The following is a 21,475-nucleotide window of genomic DNA, read 5'->3' as shown; positions in this document are numbered from 1 at the left end:
AATCAAGACCATAAAAAAAGCCTCCTGAATAAATCAGGAGGCTTTTTTTGTATGCTTAGCAGCTGGTTATTGCTGCACTACCCTGATGTGCTGGGTGGGCCCGTTAGTGGTGCTGATATTGAGCATATACATACCCAGGGCTTTGGTGTCCGGGGTAACCAGCACGCTGTGTGTGCCCGCCGGTAGCGTCCTGGTAGACGAGCGGTACACTTCCCGGCCCAGCGCATCGTGCATAACGATGGTAATGGGAGAAGCGGCTACCAGGCTTACATCTACGGTCAGCGTGCTATGGAATGGGTTAGGATAAGCCGACATCTGCATGCCGCCTGCCTGCACCACCACCGTTTGCACGGGGCTGTAGCCTGCTTTGCCATCCAGATCTACCTGTTGCAGGCGGTAGTACTGCACGCCGGCCGGCCGGTTGGCCCGGTCAATAAAGGAGTAGTTCTGTACCGTTTGCGAGTTGCCGGACAGAGACTTTACAAAGCCAATGGCCTGGAAACTCACGCCGTTGTGGGAAGTTTCTACCGAGAATCCGTCGTTGTTTTTCTCGCTGGCCGTGCTCCAGTTGAGCAGCGTAGTCTGCTGCTGGCGCTTGGCCGAGAAGGACATAAGCGAAACCGGCAGCGGTAATTCTCTGTTGCCCAGCGTCAGGCGCCCCAGGCTCGTCAGGCGGGCCCCGGCAAAGTTGTTGCCGGCTTCCGATACTGTGCCATAGACCTGGCCCCAGCTCAGACCATTGTTGACGGAGCGGAACAGCATCAGGTTGGCTTCCGCAATACCGTTCAGCTCCGCTTCCCGGTAAGCAAACGTGGCGGTCATATCCATCGGGGGAGAGGTTAAATTCCCACCCGTAGCCGAAACATCAAAGTAGCGCAGGATACTGGTACTGCCCGGCAGGCCACTTTGTGCCGTATTTGGCCCGGTTACCCGCAGCACAGTAGTATTCCCCGGCGACAGACCAGAATTAACCGCCAGCGACAAGCCAATATTGCCAAATGCCTGCGTGCCCGAAGCCGGAACGGTACGGATAGACCTTACCCGGCCGAGAACGTAACTGGCATCGGTTTCACTAATGCTGCCAGTGGTACCTAGGTCAGCCATGTAGCTGGAGGATGTCTCCATCACACCCATCTGCATGTTCAGCAGGTTAGTCACGCCCACATTGCCAGTAAGGGTTTTAATACCGTTCGTAGCAGAGGTGAGATTATAGAACGTGGCGCCGGCAATAGCCTGGTTAAGGCCTTTTAAGGTAAAGGTGCCCGCTTTCTGCTCAAAGGTGCCGTTGCCGCTGGTATCAAAATTCCCGTACAGGTCCAGGTTACCGCCGGGCAGCGTCCACTTGCCGCTCACTGTGAGGGTTAGAACTTCCCCGGTGCCCCCGCTAATAACCGGATAGGGGCGGGTGTCACTAGGTACCGGCACAATACCATTAATGACAGGATCGGGCACACAGGCAGTCCAGTTACGGGCATCAAACCAGTTGTTGGAAACAGCGCCCGTCCAGGTAGTGGTATTGGTAACCACCAGTGGCTGAGAGACGCTGCCGCAGCCGGTGGTGTAAGTAATGATAAACGGCCCGTCGCCAGTCTGCAAGGCGGCCGCCGCGCTGAAGGTGGAGCCCGTAACCCCCGGTCCTGACCAGGTGCCGCCACCTGGGCTAGCCCCCGTGAGAGCGAGCGTGCCATTGATGCAAACGGGCTTCGCAAATGGAGCCAGCGTAGGCGTAGCAATAACCGTTAGGGGGCGGGTAGCCAGGCCGCAGCTGGTGGTATAGGAAATGGTATGGACGCCTGAACCGGCCGCCGAGGGGCTAAACTGGTAAGTGGTTACCCCATTCAGGGTAGAAGAGGTCACGCCGGGCCCGGAATACGCACCACCGGCCGGTGCGCCACCGGTCAGGGCAATGGCGGCATCACTCTGGCACATGGTGCCCAGCGCCGCCAGGGTAGGCGTAGCAATAATGGTAATCGTCTGCGAGACAGCGCACCCATTCGTTGCCTGATAAGTAATCTGATAAGTGCCGGCGGCCAGCGTTTTGGCGGCATTAAACACATAGGTGCCGGCCGTGGGCTGCGTTACGGCCCCGGCCGTGGGGCTGCTATATACCCCGCCTGCTGGTCCGCCACCGGACAACGTCAGCGAAGTGCCTTGACAGATGGGAGCAAAGGCAGCTAAAGTAGGCGCCGGCTTTACCGTAATAGGCTGGGAAATGGAGCAGCCATTTATGGTATAGGTAATAAGGTTGGTCTTGCCTACTAAGTTAGCAGAGGGGGTAAAGAGGTATTTGCCGCTGCTGCCAATAGCCGATACGCCCGGTCCGGAGTAGATACCGCCGGCTGGTAGGCCACCGGTCAAGGTAAATGCATTTTCATTAGCGCACACATCCGGGAAAGCCGCCAGCGAAATATCCTTGACGGTAATGGAGTTGGAAGTGGAGCAGCCGTTGGCCGTGTAGGTAATGGTGTAAGTGCCCACCCCGGTCGTGGCCGGGTTAAACTGATAGTAACTGGTGCCGTTCTGCGCGGGCGTGGTCACCCCCGTACCTGAATACACCCCGCCGGCTGGCGTGCCAGTCGTTAAGTTAATAGCCGCCGCATTCGCGCATACAGCATTGAAGGCTGAAAGCGTCGGTAATGCTTTTACAACCAGGCTTTGGGTCGCCGAGCAGCCGTTGACTGAATAGGTAATGGTGTGGGTACCCACCCCGGCCGTGGCCGGGTTAAACAGGTAGACTCCATTTACCAGCGACACGCCTTTGGCAGCCGAGTAGACACCCCCTTCCGGCAGACCGCCGGTTAAAGTAAATGCTGCTGCATTCACGCAAACATCGGTAAGGAGCGCGAATGTAGGCGGCTCTTTCACAACAATATCTCGCGAAGTGGAGCAGCCATTGGCTGAGTAGGTAATGGTGTAAGTGCCCACCCCGGTCGTGGCCGGGTTAAACTGATAGTAACTGGTGCCGTTCTGCGCGGGCGTGGTCACCCCCGTACCTGAATACACCCCGCCGGCTGGCGTGCCAGTCGTTAAGTTAATAGCCGCCGCATTCGCGCATACAGCATTGAAGGCTGAAAGCGTCGGTAATGCTTTTACAACCAGGCTTTGGGTCGCCGAGCAGCCGTTGACTGAATAGGTAATGGTTCGGGTGCCTGCTGCCGTTGCTGTGCTGGGGTCGAACTGATAGTAGCTGGTGCCGTTCTGTTCAGGCGTGGTCACCCCTGTACCCGAGTACACGCCGCCTTCGGGCAGGCCACCGGTCAGGTTGAAGGCCGGTGCATCGATGCACACGGCACTGAAGGGAGCTAATGTCGGAGCCGGCTTTATAACTATATCTCCCGAAGTGGAGCAGCCATTAGCTGTGTAGGTAATGGTGTGAGTACCCACCCCGGCCGTGGCCGGATCAAACTTGTAATAGCTGGTACCATTCTGCTCAGGTGTGGTGACGCCAAGGCCGGAGTACACGCCGCCGGCTGGGGTACCAGTCGTTAAGTTGAAAGCAGCGGTATTAACACAGCGCGCACCATAGGCGGGGAGAGCCGTTTTCTTTACTGTCAGACCTTGGGTCGCTGAGCAGCCGTTGACTGAATAGGTAATGGTTCGGGTGCCTGCTGCCGTTGCTGTGCTGGGGTCGAACTGATAGTAGCTGGTGCCGTTCTGTTCAGGCGTGGTCACCCCTGTACCCGAGTACACGCCGCCTTCGGGCAGGCCACCGGTCAGGTTGAAGGCCGGTGCATCGATGCACACGGCACTGAAGGGAGCTAATGTCGGAGCCGGCTTTATAACTATATCTCCCGAAGTGGAGCAGCCATTAGCTGTGTAGGTAATGGTGTGAGTACCCACCCCGGCCGTGGCCGGATCAAACTTGTAATAGCTGGTACCATTCTGCTCAGGTGTGGTGACGCCAAGGCCGGAGTACACGCCGCCGGCTGGGGTACCAGTCGTTAAGTTGAAAGCAGCGGTATTAACACAGCGCGCACCATAGGCGGGGAGAGCCGTTTTCTTTACTGTCAGACCTTGGGTCGCTGAGCAGCCGTTGACCATGTAGGTAATAGTATGGGTGCCTACCCCGGCCATAGCGGGAGTAAACTGGTAGCTGCCATCAACCAACAAGACGCCCTTACCCGAGTACACGCCTCCGGTGGGTGCCCCACCACTTAAGGCAAAAGCCGGGGCATCTAAGCACACTTCAGAAAATGCTGTGAGAGTGGGAAGGGCTTTTACTAGGATAGTGCTGGTCGTTGAGCAGCCATTAACTGTGTAGGTAATAGTATGGGTGCCCACCCCGGCCATAGCGGGAGTAAACTGGTAGCTGCCATCAACCAACAAGACGCCCTTACCCGAGTACACGCCTCCGGTGGGTGCCCCACCACTTAAGGCAAAAGCCGGGGCATCTAAGCACACTTCAGAAAATGCTGTGAGAGTGGGAAGGGCGGTTATTTTAATAATCTGCGAAGCACTTGTCCCACAATTCGTCGTGTAAGTGACTTCATATTCACCAGGTGCCAGAGTTTTAGCGGCATTGAATAGGTAGGCTCCGGTTGAGGACTGTGTGATGGCTCCTGCCGTAGGGCTGGCATAACTACCTCCCACAGGTAATCCACCGGAGAGCGTTAAGCTGGTACCCTCACAAATAGCATCAAAGGCGGCTAGTGTCGGCGTTGCAATAACCGTGATGTTCTTAGATGCGGAACAGCCATCGGCGGTATATAAAATAGATTTAATGCCGACCCCAGCTGCCGCTGGATCAAATTGGTATTTCCCATCAACCAGAGAAACCCCGGGACCAGAGTACACGCCACCCTCCGGGCTTCCGCCACCTAGTACAAATGGGCTTGCATTAACACACACACTGGCGAATGAGACCAGTGTTGTGGTTTTAACAGTGATGCTTTGCGAAGCAGTGCACCCATTTACTGCATAGGTAATAGTATGGGTGCCTACCCCGGCTGTACCTGGTGTAAACCAATAGCTGCCATTTACTAAGGAAACACCGGTTCCTGAATATACTCCACCAGCAGGAGCGCCAGTGGTTAACGCAACTGCCGCCGCATCCCTACAAACCGGAGCCAATGCACCCAGCGTTGTAGGAGCAGTAACTACAAGAGGACGGGTAGCAGTATAAGCCGATAGCGGGCAACTAGCACTGCCCTGTGATTTTGGTGCATTGGGAGCCGTATAAGTAATAGTATGAGTACCTATACCGGCTAAAGCCGGATTGAACTGGTAGTTAGCTGTACCATTCTGAGCCGGCGTAGTGACACCAGTACCGGAATAAACCCCACCTAGTGGAAGGCCTCCTGTCAGGGCAAATGGGGCAAATGTGGAGCAAACGGTAGGTTGTGCCGCCAGGGTAGTAGTTGGACAGGACGATATATTGATATCATCAATAATCATAAAGTCCTTAGCCTGGGCTCCTGTGGTTACACTGGGGCTTTGCAACTTAAAGGCAATGTAATACTGCGTTGTAGCCGTTACGGAAAACGTTCCTGAGTAAGAGGTATAAGTGTTAGTCAGGACGTTGTTCGGAACGAAAGAGCTGGTTGTGCCAGATGGCTCATAAATTACTCTTGAAGCGCTATTGGTGGCATTAGAATTAGTAGGGGCCAAGCTGCTAGGTATCCCCATAATGCGTAAAGAGCCAGGCTTTGGCGTGCTGTTGGCAGTAGTAGATACCTTGGCGAAAACCTCTATTTTGTAATTATAGCCCGGCTCAAAAGTGATAAGTTGGGTAATAATGGACCCATCGTACGTTTGAGTATTAGTGCCCTCATTGGTAATTAGTCCAGCAAAACAGCCAGTTCTAGGCACTATGTTATAACCCTGCCGAGTGTCTTTTGCTACTCGCCCAATAGTGGTGCCCACTGCCTTGTCATAAGTAAAGACTGGGTCGAAAGGGTCATTCTCTACTGGATTTGTAGCCGGACAGTCGCCTCCTTCAAAACCCGATTGATAAAAGACCTGGCCCAGGCTGTTGAGGCTGCTGCTCAGCAGGAGAATGCTGAGCAGGAATACGCCTCGCCACATAGTAGCGCAGCCATCCTGAAGAAGCCCGGAAAGTAGGCTGCGTACAGGTCCCCTTTCCCTTGGTGCAGAGGGAATAGTGGTAGTAAGTAGAATGTGTTGCATGATGTATGTAGTATATAACCGGTAAGAAATTTCCTTTTAAGAAGAATAACTGGCAGCTTTGTAACCTTTTCAGTAATAATATTAGAAGATTGTTTTTGATTAACCTATGATAACGTTCATATTTTTTTATAATAAATTATCATTCTTCAATTTGAATTGTACTTGGAATAATTATTATGAAATTTATAAGGATATACATGAGAGGGTAATTTCATATATCTTCCAGTAGAGAAGCTTCCCTGTGAATAGTTCACTTGAAAAAGTAATATATTATATAATTTGTCAGCCTGCTTGTGCTGTATCTGGTAGTTAAGCAGGAGGTTAAGAACTTTCTGATGAGAACGTGTCAAAACTGCCCATCCTGCTAAAGGAGAATACCGGCGCCTTGGCAACTCTGTAGACCTTGCTACCCTTAGCGTTTACCCTGCGCCCTTTTCCGCTTTACTTAAGCCTGACATGGACCCCAGAAAACTGCAGCGCACACAAACCACACGAGGGGGCGGGGTATGAACTGCTTCACACCCCGTCCCCTCGTGTGAGGAAGGCCCGCCTCAGCAGTAACCTGCTGTTTATTCCTGCACTAACCTTATGCGCTGTACCGGCTGGTTTGCAGTAAGGATGCTCAGTATATACACCCCCGGCGTGCGTGTATGGGGGGTAATGATCAGCAGCCCGCTATTGGTGGAGTCGGCCTTACCGGAGCGGTACACTTCCCTGCCCAGCGCATCATGCAACACCAGCGTGACGGGCTGTTGCCGCAATTGCGCGGGCAACTCTACCGTGAAGGAGTTACTAAAGGGGTTGGGGTAGGCCTTGGCGCTGTTTGCTCCACGGCTTATCGTGACGGAACGTACCGGGCTGTAGGAAGTGGCTCCATCATTATCTACCTGGCGCAGGCGGTAGAAGTAAATGCCAGCAACCCGCGGCGTGGCATCAGTGTAGGCGTAAGATTGCAGCGTGGTGCTGCTGCCCACCCACGACGGCACGAAAGCCAGCTCCTGGAAGTCAGTAGAGCCCTGGGCGGCTACTTCCACCCCAAAACCACGGTTATTTGCCTCTGTAGCGGTACTCCATGTTAGGTGTACTGCCTGATTCATGCTCTTCGCCTCAAAGGCCACCAAAGAGACGGGCAGCGGGTTGGTCAGGTCGCCGAGCGTGAGGCGCCCCAGCGCTACCAGGTTCGAAAAGTCCACCAGATTAGCGGCCGGATTTACTTTGCTTTCCAGTGGGGTCCACGGGATGCCGCCATCTGCGGACCGGAAGGCCTTGAGGTTGCTTTCCTGAATGCCGTTCAACTCTGCCTGGCGGTAATTAATAGTACCTGCCAGCGTAAAATCAGCAGTTGGAGCTGTAAGGGGTGTCACATTAAAGTAGCGCAGGATACTGGTGCTGTTGCCTTCGCCGCTTTGGGCAGTGCCGGGGCCCGATATCCGGTCCACTACCACAGTGCCGGGCGTGGTGCCCGCCGTTAACCCGAGTGCTAAACCAATGCCCCCGAAGTTTTGCACGCCCAAGGCCGTAATGGTGCGGGTAGCCCGTACGCGCGCCACTACATAGCTGGTTTCAGATTCTACAATGGTGCCGGTAGTGCCCAGGTCTACCCGGAAATCAGCCAGTGAATTTAGCGTGCCGGTGTTCAGCACGCCACTCACCATATTAAGGGTGCCGTTTACAATGATGTTGCCATTCAGAGTGGTGGTGCCAATGGTTGCTATCGTCAGGTTATTGAATGTGGCCACTCCCACAATCTGACTGCTGCCACGCAGGGTAACTGTGCCTCCGCTATGTTTAAATATGCCGGGGCCGGAAATAATCAGGTCGCCGTAGATATCGATATTGCCTGAGGAGGGTTGCCAGTTACCGGCCACCGTAAGGCTGCGCACCGCCACGGTAGTGCCATCTGGAATAACTGGGTAATTGGACGCAGAAGCCGGAATAGTAGCACTAATGGTGCTGGAAGGAACGCAGCTTGACCAGTTAGCCGGATCAGTCCAGTCGTTTGAGGCAGTGCCCTGCCAGGTAGAAGCACCACTTACGTTCAGATCAACAGAGATACTACCACAAATGGTGGTGTAAGTAATGGTAAATGGGCCGGTCCCATCAAGCCCACTCGGATTAAATATACCAACTGAACTCACGCCAGGCCCGGAAAAGGTACCGCCGGCCGGGATAACATAGGGCTTCAAATCAAGGGTAGAGCCGGCGCAAACCGCCAAAAAGCTCTGCGTGAACTTCGGGTCTGGAGTAATGGTGATGGTTTGCGAAGCACTGCCGCACTCGGTGGTGTAAGTGATGGTGTAGTCGCCGGGTGCCAAAGTGCCATTGGCATTAAACGCGTAGGTGCTCCCCGATTGTATGGCAACCCCGGTTCCGGAATAAATGCCGCCCGCTGGTTTCCCCTCCGAAAGCGTCTTGGAATCTCCTTCGCAGATAGACCCTAAACTACCGAGAGTAGGCAGCGCAATGACGGTAAAGGTTTGGGAGGTGCTGTTATCGCACGGGGTATTGTACACCACCGTATGGGTGCCCACGTTGCTGGCGGAGGGGGTAAAGGTGGTAGCCGTTACGCCATCCACCGTATAGGTGCCGCCTGCCGGTGCCCCACCGGAGAGCGTGAAGGGGAAATTGTTGGCGCAATACTGCGTTTGCGGGAGGGTAAGCGTTGGGAGGGCATTGACGGTAATGGTTTGCGCAAGGCTGGTGCCGCATACCGTAGTATACGTGATGCTATATGTACCTACCCCCCGGGCTGCAGGATCGAAGTTGGTGGCCGTGGTGCCATTGACTGCATACGTGCCACCGGCCGGACTCCCGCCAGTCAGGGCAAAGCTTGAACTGTTGGCACAATACTGCGTCTGGGTCAGCGTCAGCGTGGGAATGCCGCCACAAGTGGCTACCGTTATATCATCCAGAGAAAGGAAAGAGTTGTTATTGCCTGATCCACTTGGAATCAGCATTCTGATGGCAATAACGGTGTTGGTGGCCGAGGTAGGAGTAAACGATAAGGTGAATGGCCTATATCCTGCCACAGCTTCTGACACGGTGAAGGAGGCTAAAGGGGAAGTTGTGGGCCGGGAAGCCGTACTGGGTACCAGATAGGCCTCTAATACCCCCGGTCTCAGATTACTATTGCCAGCTACCCCCACTGTGGTATAACCATATACAACGTATGGCACATTGGCCTGCAAGCTACTAAGCGAGATAAAAAGGTAGCCATCGGCAAAGTTGGTTTGGGCCTGAATACTGGCAAAACCGCTCCCCGTGCGGGCTACCGCGCCGGTTATGTAGTTATTGGATTTAGTGCCAATAGTAGTGCCGCTAACCAACGCATAACTTACCTGGCCACTCGCTGCTTCAAATCCATAAGGACCAAAAACAGGGTTTTGCGCAGATACGCGCTGGCCAGTGCCTAAAAGGCTGGTGGCAAGGACCAGTAAAAACAACAGGCGGCTAAGTGGAAAAACCATTTGCTTCCTGACAGAAGCGCCGGAGCGGGAGGAGGATAACGTGGCTACTCCTTCCGGAGTACTACTGCTGCCACAGTCTGCGATACGGGATGTAAAAAGTTGCATGGCCTATACGCTTTAGAGGTCCTATCCACTACACTACCCACCGCCAGCCCGGCACTTCGGGCCACTCAGCAGCCTTTATATAAAAATAACTATTTTTATTTTTAATTACACTTGATTTAGAATAATACTTTGTCTAATTAGGAATATTTTGCCCAAAATCCGGCTCCTCCAGTAAATGGGCGGCTTAGCTTAACTGGTCTTTCGAGCACCCGGCCAGCACAGCAGTCAGGCCCTGCATTATTGGCCTCATACCAGAGTAGCAAGAACAGGCTTACAGATAGTCAGGAAAAAACAGCCGGCCATCCTGATCAGGATAGCCGGCTGCCGATATAGCACAAGAAAAGAGTACCGCCCTATGGTCGCTTGCCTTGCCGCCAGAGCTTGTTGAATGACTTCTCGGCCACCAGCAGCGGCTCGCGGCGCTTGCTCCAGCCCACCTGGCTCAGCAGGCGCATCAGCACCCAGTTCTTGGCCCGCATGGGCAGCAGGTTAAACAGCGTGCGGCTCAGCATGGCGCGCATCCAGAGTTTAATAGCGCGGGATTCCTCTTTTTCGGAGAGGCCTTCCTCCACACTTTGCTGGCGGTTTTTGAGTAGCAGGTTGTGAATGGGGATTTTCACCGGGCACACCGAGGTACAGGCCCCGCACAAGGAAGAGGCAAAGCTCAGGTGCTTGTTCTCGGCCATGCCGGAAAGGTGGGGCGAGATAACCGAGCCAATGGGGCCGGAATACGTGTTTTCGTAGGTATGCCCGCCAATGTTCTTGTACACTGGGCACACGTTCAGGCAGGCGCCGCAGCGGATGCAGTTCAGCGCCTCACGCTTGTCGGGCTGGGCCAGCAGGGTGGTGCGGCCGTTGTCCAGCAGCACCACGTACATTTCCTCGGGGCCGTCTTTTTCCAGGGGCTGGCGCGGACCGGTGTATACTGTATTGTACACCGTTACCTGCTGGCCGGTGCCGCTGGTGCTGAGCAGCGGCCAGAATAGGTCGAGGTCTTCCAAAGAGGGAATTACCTTCTCAATGCCCACAATGGCAATGTGGGTACGCGGGAAGGTGGCGGAAAGACGGGCGTTACCCTCGTTCTCCGTCACGGCCACGCCGCCCACATCGGCCACCAGAAAGTTGCCGCCCGTAATTCCCACCTCGGCCGAGGTGTACTTGTTGCGCAGCAGGCGCCGGGCCGTGAGCACTAGCTCCTGGGCATCATCGGTAGGGGCAATGCCCAGGTGCTTCACGAAAATGTTGGCAATGTCCTGCTTGCTCAGGTGCATGGCCGGCGTTACAATGTGGTAGGGCCGCTCGCCATTCAGCTGCACAATGTATTCGCCCAGGTCGGTTTCAATGGACTCAATGCCGTGCTTTTCCAGGAAGGGGTTCAAGTGAATTTCCTCTGTGGTCATGCTTTTGGCCTTTACTACCGTGCGTGCGTGCCGGCGGGCCATAATTTTGCCGATTTCGTGCAGGGCCTCTTCCGCATTCTGCGCCCAGATTACGCGGCCGCCGCGCTCGGTAAAGTTGCGCTCAAACTCCAGCAGGTACTGGTCCAGGTTATTGATGACCTTAGACTTGAGGTACGATGCCCGCTCCCGCGCCAACTCGTGGTCCTGGTAGAAGCCCAGTCCGGTTTCCACGGCCGCGTTGTACTTGCCAATGTTAAACCGAATCTTGCGCCGGTGCTCCAGATCGAAGGCTTTGGCATCAGAATCAACAAGAAATTGGGCGGCTTTTGGTGTGGCAGACATAGCAGGAACGGTAGAGGCGGCTTTCGAAACGAGAACAGAACAACCGAAACCTATATATAAAAGGGCCTCTTATGCTTCGTTCCAGTAAATAACCTTATCGGAAGATAAAGTTACTACTCTAACGGCGCAAAAGAGGCCCTTTGTATACCGGGCGCAGCACCTGATTCAGGGTCAGCGCCTTGGATTAGCTTACTGCTTGTTGGAATCCACTACCGGGCGCTGGTCACGGTTAGCCAGCTCCCAGGCGGCGTAGTACACCAGGCGGGCGCGCTTTTCCATTTTCGGGAATTCGATTTTGCTTACTTCGTCGCCGGCGCCGTGGTAGTCATCGTGCACGCCATTGAAGAAGAAGGCCACCGGAACGCCGTTTTTGGCGAAGTTATAGTGGTCGGAGCGGTAGTAGAAGCGGTTGGGGTCCTGTGGGTCGTTGAAGCGGAAGTCCAGGTCCATCTTCGTGTACTGGTCGTTGGCGGCCAGCACAATGGTGTGCAGCTCGGAGGAAAGCTTGTCGGAGCCGATAACGTACACGTAGTCGCCTTTGCCCTCGTGGTCCTTGTCGGTGCGGCCTACCATGTCAATGTTCAGGTCCGTTACCGTTTGGGCCAGCGGGAAAATGGGGTGGCTGGCGTAGTATTCCGAGCCCAGCAGGCCTTTTTCCTCGCCCGTTACCGTCAGGAACAGGATGCTGCGGCGGGGGCCGTGGCCCTCAGCCTTGGCCTTGGTGAAGGCTTCGGCCAGCTCCAGTACCGATACCGTGCCCGAGCCGTCGTCGTCGGCGCCGTTGTTTACCTCGCCGTTGATGATGCCGATATGGTCGTAGTGGGCGGAAACCACCAGCACTTCATCCTTCTTATCGGTGCCTTCCAGGTAGCCCATCACGTTTTCCGTGGTGAACTGCTCCTGCGTTTTGGGAGCCGTTACGGTGAATTTAGCGGGCTTGAAGCTGGCTTTCACCGGCTTACCGGCCTTGCTCAGGGCCGCATCGTACTTGGCAATGCCGGCGGCATTGGTGCCCAGCAGCTTGTAGCCCACAGCCGGCGACACGAAGAACGTGGTGGCGCGGGCATCCTTGGCATCAGCAAAGGAAATGGTAGGCTTCTGCAGGTACGGCGTCATGCGGGCGGCCGTCTTCTCGAAATTGTCGTTCGGGTTAAAGCTCACGAAGAACACGCTGCGGGCGCCTTTCTGCGTAGCCAGCGCCGACTTAGAGCGGTATTCTTTGCCCCATTTGCTGGGCTGGCCATCTTTGCCCAGCAGCGGCTTGCCGTCTTTCATCGGCTCGCCCATCAGCACAATAACGTCTTTGCCTTTCACGTCCAGCCCCGCGTAGTCAGAGTAGTCGTCCTGCTCAATGCCGTAGCCCACAAACACGGGCTGCACGGTAGTAGGCTGCTGGAAAGGGGAGGTGCCGGAAGCGTAGAAATCCGTGAGCCACTTGTAGCTCTGGCTGCCTACTTTCAGCGTGGGCGCCTTGGCGGCGTCCCAGCTGGAGCGCACCATGGTGAAGTGCTGCACATAAGGGTTATCGGAATTGGGCACCGGGCCTTTGAGGCCCAGCTCCTGGAACCGCTTGGCAATGTACTCAGCGGCCATTTTCTGGCCCTTCTCGCCGGTTTCGCGGCCTTCGTACTCATCAGAAGCCAAAATGGTGAGGTGGCGGCGCAGATCTTCCTGCGTGATGCTCTCGGCGTAGGTCTGCTTCCAGTCGGTGGTGGCTGCTGCGGGTGCGGCGGCCGGGGCAGCGGCTTCCGCAGCGGGAGCGGTGGTTTTTTCGGTTTTCGGCTTGTGCTTAACCTTAATCTTGTGCTTGGTGGGGGCTTGTTGGGCCACCGCCGCGGTGCTGCACATGGTGGCCAGCAGCAGCGCATACAGGGAATGATGCTTCATACAAAAGTAAATGCGGGGAGAAAAAGAAGATGGGAGCAAAGACACCAGCTTAAAGAAAAGCTTGCATGCCCCCGGAAAAATTACGGAACGGATTTTTAAGACCGGGTAATCAAAACTGAAGCGTAGGCGGCCACGCCTTCCTGCCGGCCTACAAAGCCCAGCTTCTCGGTAGTGGTGGCTTTAATGGAAATATCCTCGGCGGGAATGCCCATTACCTCGGAGAGCACGCGCTGCATGTCCGCAATGTGCGGGTTTACTTTGGGCTGCTCCAGGCAAATAGTAGAGTCAATGTTGCTGATCTGGTAGTGATGCTCGCGGAGCAGGCGCATTACTTCGGCCAGCAGGCGCTTGCTGTCGATGCCTTTGTACTGCGGGTCGGTGTCGGGGAAGTGGTAGCCGATGTCGCGCAGGTTGGCGGCGCCCAGCAGCGCATCACAGATAACGTGGATGAGCACGTCGGCATCGGAGTGGCCCAGCGCGCCGTGGGTGTGCGGAATCTGTATGCCGCCGAGCCAGAAGGGCAGGCCCTCGCGGAGTTGATGAACGTCGTACCCGAAGCCGGTGCGGATCTTCATAAGGAGCAGAAAAAAGGAAAATGTGGGCCGACAAGGTACAACCGTCGGCGCGTTTTTACGGTCTGGCCTAGCAGCAGCTCATCCGGCGCGAAAAAAATGCCGGAAAATCAGCGTAACCCTAAAGTAAAAGCAGGGTTTCGGCGTCAGAAATACTACAGGCCATGACCCGACCAGAAAACATAGAAAAAAATTAATGGAAACTTTGAAGTCATACAAAGTTTCCATTGTACCTTTGCCCCCGCAATGGAGATTAAAGAACGGATTTTAGTAGGGGCAGTGGAGCTTTTTATGCGGAATGGCATCCGCAGCGTGTCGATGGACGACATTGCCAGCCGCCTGGGCATGTCGAAAAAGACGCTCTACAAATGGTTCGAGAACAAGGACCAGATTGTGCTGGCCGTGATGCAGCAGCATCTTCAGAAGGAAGAGGTGGACTGCGAAACGGCTTTCGCCAAAGGCAACAATGCGCTGGAAGCCATGTTCAATATGATTGACTGGCACCGCGACATGCTGTCCAACATTCACCCCGGCATTTTTCACGACCTCCAGAAATACTACCCCCAGGCCTGGACGCTGTTTGATGAGCACAAGAACACTTTCATTCTGGCCAAAGTAGCCGCCAACATTCAGCGGGGCATGGAAGAAGGCCTGTACCGCCCGGATCTGGATGTGGAGGTGCTGGCCCGCCTGCACCTGGCCGAAATCGAGCTGATGTTTAACAACGTGGTGTTCCCGCCCAAGCAGTTTGGCCTGCAGCGCGTGAACTCGGCCATGATTGAGCACTTCCTTATCGGTGTTTCCACTATCAAAGGCCACCAACTGATCAACGAATACCGTCAGGCGACGGAAGAATAGCCCTTTCCCTTTTCACTATCTATGAAAAACATGCTTCGCTTCCTGCTGCTGCTTGCGGTGCTGGGTTTTCTGGGACTGCACCAGCTGCTGGCCCAGACGCCTTCCACGGGCCAGACAGTAGCCTCCGCTACCCCCATGCCCCTGACCCTGCAGCAGGCCATTGATTACGCTCTGCAGAACAAGTCCACGCTGCAGTCTACCCGCCTGAATGAGCAGGTAGCCAAAGCCCGCGTGGGTGAGATTCGTTCCCAGGGCCTGCCCCAGATCAATGGCAACGCGGCCATTACCGATAACTTCAAGCTGCAGAAGTCCCTGGTGGATTTCTCCCGCTTTGGAGGCGCGCCGCTGTCCGGCACTACGCTTACCCAGGAGGATATTGTGAAGGCCCAGAGCGGTCCGGTAGTGCTGCAGCCCAAGTACGGCGAGGCCCCCCAGACCGGCCCCACGCCGCTGGCTTTTGGCCTGCAGTATGCCGGCAACGCCGCCATTTCGGCCTCGCAGCTGCTGTTTGATGGTTCTTATCTGCTGGGCCTGAAAGCGGCCAGCGTGTATGAGAAGCTCTCGGTAAAGCAAACCAAGCAAAGCGAAATTGATGTGGTGGAGCAGGTAAGCAAAGCCTACTACAGCACGCTGGTGGCCCGCGAGCGGCTGAAGCTGCTGGCCCGCAACGTCACCCGCCTCGACACCTTATTATACCAAACTACCCAGACCTATAAAGAAGGGTTTGTGGAAAAGCTGGACGTGCAGCGCCTGCAGGTACAGGCCAACAACCTGAAAATTGAGCAGCAGAAAGCCCAGCGTCTGGTAGACCTGAGCGTGGACCTGCTCCGCTTCCAAATGGGTCTGGACCAGCGCCAGCCCATTCTGCTGGCCGACTCCCTGGGCGCCGCCATTACCGAAGCCCAAACCTCCGTGCAGACAACGGATAATTTCAATTACAGCAACCGCATTGAGTATTCCCTGCTGGAAACCCAGCGCGACCTGGCCGTGCTGGACGTGCGCAACCGCCGCTCGGGCTACCTGCCCAAGCTGAATCTGGTGGCCGCGTATGGCGTAACCGGCTCTGACCCCCGCTTTAGCGGCCTGATGGAGTTCCGCGGCCCGGATTCCCGCAACTCGGCCGGCTACATCAACCAGAACTGGTTTGGCTTCGGCAACGTGGGCGTGCAGCTGCAGGTGCCCGTGTTCGATGGCTTCCGCAAGAAGTACTCTATTCAGCAGGCCAAGCTGGCCCTGGAGCAGGTAAACAAAGGCTTCACCACCCTGCAGCAGAGCGTGGATCTGCAGCGCCAGCAGGGCGAAACCACCCTGCAAAACTCGCTGGACGTGCTGAATAACCAGAAAGCCAACCTGGATCTGGCCACGGAAGTAGCCCGCGTTTCCAAAATCAAATTCCAGGAGGGCGTAGGCTCTAACCTGGAAGTGATTACCGCCGAAACCGACCTGCGCCAGGCCCAGACCAACTACTACGCCGCCCTCTACGATGTGCTGGTGGCCAAAGTAGACTACGCCAAAGCCAACGGTACGCTGTACCAGGCCCAGAAATAAGCCGCCGCCGGCACCCCACTATAAACTCCCGTCCTCTGATGAAAGCGACTCGCTTTTCCCTCATGAACTTTACCAATACTACTTCGGCGGCCGTACTGGCCCTGGCCCTGCTGGCTGCTTCCTGCGGCGGCAAAAATGACCCCGCGGCTGAGCTGGCCAAACTGAAACAGGAGCAGGCCACCAACGCGGCCAAAATTGCCGATCTGGAAGCCAAAACCGGCAAGCCCGCCAACCCTGCCCTTCAGGCCACGCCCGTATCGGTTATCAGCGTAAAGCCCGAAAGCTTTAAAAGCTACCTGGAAGTCCAGGGACGGGTAGAGTTTGATGAAAATGCCAACGTCTCGCCCCGCGTGCCGGCCCTCATTACCAACATCCGCGTGCAGCGCGGCGACCGGGTAAGCAAAGGCCAGGTACTGGCCACCCAGGATGCCGCCGTGCTGGAATCCGGCATTGCCGAGCTGCGCACCCGCCTGGAGCTGGCCCGCACCGTGTACGAGAAGCAGGAGCGCCTCTGGAAGCAGCAGATTGGTACCGAAATCCAGTACCTGCAGGCCAAAAACAACTACGATGCCCTGCGGCGCAGCCTGGCCACCCAGCAGCGCCAGCGCGCCATGTACAACGTGGTAGCGCCCTTCAGCGGCACCGTAGATGATGTGCCCGCCAAAGTAGGCGAGATGGGCAGCCCCGGCGTGCCCGTAGTACGCCTGGTAAGTGGCAGCGGCGGCAAGATTGTAGCCGATGTATCCGAAGCCTATGCTAACCGCATTAAAGCCGGCGACCAGGCCCTAGTTACCATTCCGGACCTCGGCGGCGAAGAAATTACCTCCACCGTACGCACCGTGAGCCGCACTATTAACCCCACCAGCCGCACGTTTGTGGTAGAGCTGCGGGTGCTGGGCAGCAAAGCCTCTCAGCTGCGCCCCAACATGGTAGCTACGGTGCGCATCCAGAACTACGCCCAGAGCAACGCCACCGTACTGCCCGTTGATCTGGTGCAGAAGGATGAACAAAACAGCTACGTGCTGGTAGTGGAGCAGAAAGGCAACCAGAAAGTGGCGGCCAAGCGCATCATCAAAACCGGCAATACCTACAACGGTAAGGTGGAGGTAACCAGCGGTTTGAAGGCCGATGACCAGGTTATTTCAGCCGGGTATCAGAATCTGAACGAAGGACAGACGGTTAGTCTATAAAGGAATATCACTCCCGGCCTCAGTAGCGCCGGCGAGTATCGTCCACCCCGCAAAGACCATATCATGCAGGACGTTGAAAAAGAGTTTGGCCCCACCAGTTGGTCCATCAACAACAAAACCAGTATTTACATCATCACGGTGATACTCTGTATCGCGGGTATCTTCGCCTATATCAAGCTGGGCAAGGAGAAATTCCCCGATATCGTGATTCCGCGCATCATCGTGGCCACGGTGTACCCCGGCACCTCGCCCACGGACATTGAGAACCTGGTGACGCGCCAGCTGGAGAAGGAAATCAAGAGCGTGAACGGGGTGAAGAAGATCAGCTCTACTTCTAACCAGGACTATTGCATCGTGGACGTGGAGTTTGACTCCGGCGTGGACGTGCAGTACGCCAAGCAGCTCATCAAGGACGCCGTAGACAAGGCCGGCAGCGACCTGCCCAACGACCTGCCCACGCCGCCCACCGTGCAGGAAGTAAACCTGTCGGAGATGCCCATTATGACGGTGAACCTGGCCGGCAACCTGCCCGTGAGCCAGCTGAAAAAGTTTGCCGATGACTTCCAGGACAAGATTGAGGCCCTGCCCGAAATCACCCGTGTCGACATCATTGGCGCCCTGGAGCAGCAGGTGAACGTGGACGTGGACCTGAACAAGCTGCGCGCCTCGCGCCTGGGCTTTTCGGACATCCAGCGCGCCATTGCCAGCGAGAACATCACCATTTCCGGCGGCTCTATTGATGTAGGCAACCAGAAGCGCGCCGTGCGCGTGGCCGGTCAGTACACCAAGGCCTCCGACATTGCCGATATTCAGGTGAAGAACCTGAACGGTGCCGCCGTGCGCCTCGGCGACATTGCCACCGTGGAAGATGCCTTCAAGGACCGCGAAAGCTACGCCCGCCTCGACGGCAAGCCCAGCATCAGCCTGAACGTGGTGAAGCGCCAGGGCGAAAACCTGATTGACGCCTCCGACAAGATCAAGCAGATCATTGCGGATTCGAAGACCAACCTCCCCAAGGAGCTGACCATCACCGTCACCGGTGATACGTCCAACGACACCCGCGTCACGCTTCATGACCTGATCAACACCATCATTATCGGCTTCCTGCTGGTAACGCTGATTCTGATGTTCTTCATGGGCACTACCAACGCTCTGTTTGTGGGTCTCTCGGTGCCCATTTCCATGTTCCTGGCGTTCCTGCTCATCCCCATCTTCGGCTTCTCGCTGAACATGATTGTGCTGTTCGCCTTCCTGCTGGCCCTGGGTATTGTGGTAGATGATGCCATTGTGGTGATTGAAAACACCCACCGCCTGCTGCACGAGCACCCCAACTTGGACACGCCCCGCGCGGCCAAGTTTGCGGCGGGTGAGGTATTTGTGCCCGTACTGGCTGGTACCCTGACCACGGTAGCGCCTTTCGTGCCGCTGCTGTTCTGGCCCGGCATTGTGGGCTCGTTCATGTACTACCTGCCCGTTACCCTGATTCTGACGCTGATGTCGTCGCTGGTGGTAGCCTTCATCATGAACCCGGTATTTGCCGTGAGCTTCATGCAGCGCGAAGACCACCACGCCGAGGACAACCAGCCGAAAATGAGCCGCAACTTCCTCATTGCCATTGGTATTATGGCGCTGATTGCGGTGTTGGGTTATGTATTCGGCTCGTCTTTCACGGGCAACCTGATGCTGACCGTTATCCTGTTCGTCTTCCTCAATAAGTTCGTGTTTGTGAAGATGATTGCCTGGTTCCAGACCCGGGCGCTGCCGCGCTTCCAGAATGGCTATGCCAGCCTGGTACGCACGGTAACCGGTGGTACGCTGTGGCGGCAGGTGGCCATTATGGCCGGCATGATTGTGCTGTTCTTCCTGTCTATTGTGGCCGTTGGCATTCGCAAGCCCAAAGTGGCTTTCTTCCCGAAGGGTGACCCCAAGTTTGTGTACACCTACCTGAAAATGCCGGTAGGTACCCGCGTTGAAATCACGGATTCTGTAACGAAAGTGCTGGAAAAACGCATCTACAGCGTCATTGGTCGCAATAACCCTGATGTGGAATCCGTGCTGACCAACGTGGCCATTGGTGCTACCGATGGTACCGAAGGCGGCGCGCCCGGCGTGTCGCAGTCGCACCTGGGCAAGGTGGGCGTGGCTTTCAAAGAGCTGAGCGAGCGGACCGGCCCGCCCACCAGCACTTATATGAATAAAATCCGGGAAGTGGTGAAAGGCATTCCCGGCGCCGAGGTTTCAGTAGACCAGGAAGCCAGCGGCCCACCCACGGGTAAGGAAATTGCCATTGAAGTAGCCGGCGACGACTACGTGAAGCTGGCTGCGCTGTCAAAGGAAGTGATTCGCTATATCAACTCGAAGAACATTGGTGGTGTGGAGCAGCTGCGCTCCAACCTGGAAGACCGCAACCCGGAAATTGCCGTGAACATTGACCGCACCCGCGCCAACCGCGAAGGCATCAGCACGGCCCAGATTGGTATGGAAGTACGGACCTCGATTTACGGTTCGGAAGCCAGTAAATTTAAGACGCCGGATGATGAGTATCCCATTCAGGTGCGCTACGCCAAGCCTTACCGCGAAGACGTAAACGCCATTGTGAATGCCCCACTCACGTTCCGTGACGCCACCGGCCAGGTGCGCCAGGTACCCATCTCGGCTGTAGCCGATGTGACCTATGGCACCACCTACGGCGGCATCAAGCGCAAAGACGTGAAGCGCGTTATCACCATTTCCTCCAACGTGCTGAACGGCTTTACCGGCCCCGATGTGGTGGCCAACATTCAGCAGGCGCTGAAGGCTTTCCCCACGCCGCCCGGCTACACCATTAAAATGGGTGGCGCGCAGGAAAACCAGAAAGAAACCTCTGACTTCCTGCCCCTGGCCGGTCTGGGCGCTATTGGCCTCATCTTCCTGATTCTGGTTACGCAGTTCAACTCCTTCAGCAAGCCGCTCATTATTCTCACGGAGGTAATCTTCTCCATCATCGGGGTGCTGCTGGGCCTGGCCATTACGGGCATGAACATCAGCATTGTGATGACGGGCGTGGGCATTATTGCGCTGGCCGGTATCGTGGTGAAAAATGGTATTCTGCTGGTGGAGTTCACCGACATGCTGCGCACCCAGGGCATGCCCCTGCGCGAAGCCATTATTTTGGCCGGCCGCACGCGTCTGAACCCGGTTATTCTGACGGCCACGGCCGCCATTCTGGGCCTGATTCCGCTGGCTATTGGCCTGAATATTGACTTCTACGAGCTGTTCAACTCCGGCAATCCGCACTTCTTCATCGGCGGCGAATCGGTGGTATTCTGGGGCCCTCTGGCCTGGACCATCATTTTTGGACTGTCTTTTGCGACGGTTATTACCCTGGTGGTGGTACCGGTAATGTATCTGCTCAATGAGAAGATCCGCGAGAAGGTAACCGGCCGTCCGGCTGATGGCCCTGGTGCTGCTGAAAGCGCTGATGCCGAAGAACTTGAGGCGGCTACCCCACCGGTATTCGCCAACTACTAACACTCTCGTTTTCCTGAACGTCGCCCCTTATATGATTGCCTCGACGAGCCCTTCCTCGCGTGCCATTGCCCAGCAAGTAGTGCGCATTATCAGCAAGCGCAAAGCCATTAAGCCTTCGCGCCTGCGTATTTCCAGTAACCTCAGCCGTGAGCTGGGCTTCGATACGGTAGATGTCGTGGACATCATTCTGGAGCTGGAGCGTAGCTTCCACATCATCATCCCGGATGAGGTGCCCATCAGCACCGTGGGAGATTTTGTGAACTATGTAACCACCCACACGTCCGAAGTTGCGGCCTAGCCTAACGGCTGCCCGGAGGCATTAAAAAAAGCCCGGCCCCAAATAGGGGCCGGGCTTTTTTTAATGCCTTTTAAAGATGGTTTAGCGGACGTTGCCGCCCGTGTCGCCGTTGGCATCGTTAGTGGTGTTCCGCTCCCGGCTGCTGTCAGTGGTGTTGGCGGCCACATCGGCG

The 21,475-nt window shown here is 55.9% G+C and carries 10 protein-coding genes; 5 read left to right on the top strand and 5 right to left on the bottom strand.

Translation table 11 applies throughout. From position 1 onward, the window contains the following. Window positions 1-66: 66 nt before the first annotated feature. From AM218_RS12710 to ispF, 5 genes are all read right to left on the bottom strand, one after another. Window positions 67-4,401: a T9SS type A sorting domain-containing protein gene (locus AM218_RS12710; protein WP_197273969.1), complete on the bottom strand. Its 4,335-nt coding sequence runs from the start codon at window positions 4,399-4,401 to the stop codon at window positions 67-69. A gap of 2,294 nt (window positions 4,402-6,695) precedes the next feature. Then, window positions 6,696-9,593 (bottom strand): T9SS type A sorting domain-containing protein, encoded by a 2,898-nt coding sequence (locus tag AM218_RS12705; protein ID WP_197273968.1) that lies wholly within the window; start codon window positions 9,591-9,593, stop codon window positions 6,696-6,698. Window positions 9,594-10,051: 458 nt separating this feature from the next. Further along, window positions 10,052-11,440, bottom strand: coding sequence for a LutB/LldF family L-lactate oxidation iron-sulfur protein (locus AM218_RS12700; RefSeq protein ID WP_054414195.1), 1,389 nt, complete (start codon window positions 11,438-11,440; stop codon window positions 10,052-10,054). 189 nt (window positions 11,441-11,629) lie between these two features. Further along, on the bottom strand, window positions 11,630-13,327 hold the full coding sequence (locus AM218_RS12695; protein WP_054414193.1) for a M28 family peptidase: 1,698 nt from the start codon (window positions 13,325-13,327) through the stop codon (window positions 11,630-11,632). A 95-nt stretch (window positions 13,328-13,422) separates the two neighbouring features. Beyond that, window positions 13,423-13,902 carry a 2-C-methyl-D-erythritol 2,4-cyclodiphosphate synthase gene (ispF, locus tag AM218_RS12690; protein WP_054414192.1) on the bottom strand — a complete coding sequence of 160 codons (480 nt, stop codon included), beginning with the start codon at window positions 13,900-13,902 and terminating at the stop codon, window positions 13,423-13,425. A 243-nt stretch (window positions 13,903-14,145) separates the two neighbouring features. Between ispF and AM218_RS12685 the strand changes: the two genes are divergently transcribed. The 5 genes from AM218_RS12685 to AM218_RS12665 all read left to right on the top strand — a co-directional run bounded on the left by AM218_RS12685 (window position 14,146) and on the right by AM218_RS12665 (window position 21,303). After that, window positions 14,146-14,757, top strand: a complete 612-nt coding sequence (locus AM218_RS12685; RefSeq protein ID WP_054414191.1) for a TetR/AcrR family transcriptional regulator — start codon at window positions 14,146-14,148, stop codon at window positions 14,755-14,757. Window positions 14,758-14,778: 21 nt separating this feature from the next. Further along, window positions 14,779-16,305, top strand: a complete 1,527-nt coding sequence (locus AM218_RS12680) for a TolC family protein (protein ID WP_054414190.1) — start codon at window positions 14,779-14,781, stop codon at window positions 16,303-16,305. Window positions 16,306-16,343: 38 nt separating this feature from the next. Further along, window positions 16,344-17,495 (top strand): efflux RND transporter periplasmic adaptor subunit, encoded by a 1,152-nt coding sequence (locus tag AM218_RS12675; RefSeq protein WP_231717486.1) that lies wholly within the window; start codon window positions 16,344-16,346, stop codon window positions 17,493-17,495. A gap of 63 nt (window positions 17,496-17,558) precedes the next feature. Next, window positions 17,559-21,005: an efflux RND transporter permease subunit gene (locus tag AM218_RS12670; protein ID WP_054414189.1), complete on the top strand. Its 3,447-nt coding sequence runs from the start codon at window positions 17,559-17,561 to the stop codon at window positions 21,003-21,005. Between the two features lie 31 nt (window positions 21,006-21,036). Next, window positions 21,037-21,303 (top strand): acyl carrier protein, encoded by a 267-nt coding sequence (locus AM218_RS12665; protein WP_054414188.1) that lies wholly within the window; start codon window positions 21,037-21,039, stop codon window positions 21,301-21,303. The last annotated feature ends 172 nt before the right edge of the window (window positions 21,304-21,475 follow it).

The organism is Hymenobacter sp. DG25A (assembly GCF_001280305.1).
In the GTDB taxonomy this organism is placed as follows: Bacteria; Bacteroidota; Bacteroidia; order Cytophagales; family Hymenobacteraceae; genus Hymenobacter.
This window is presented reverse-complemented; position numbering and strand designations above follow the sequence as displayed.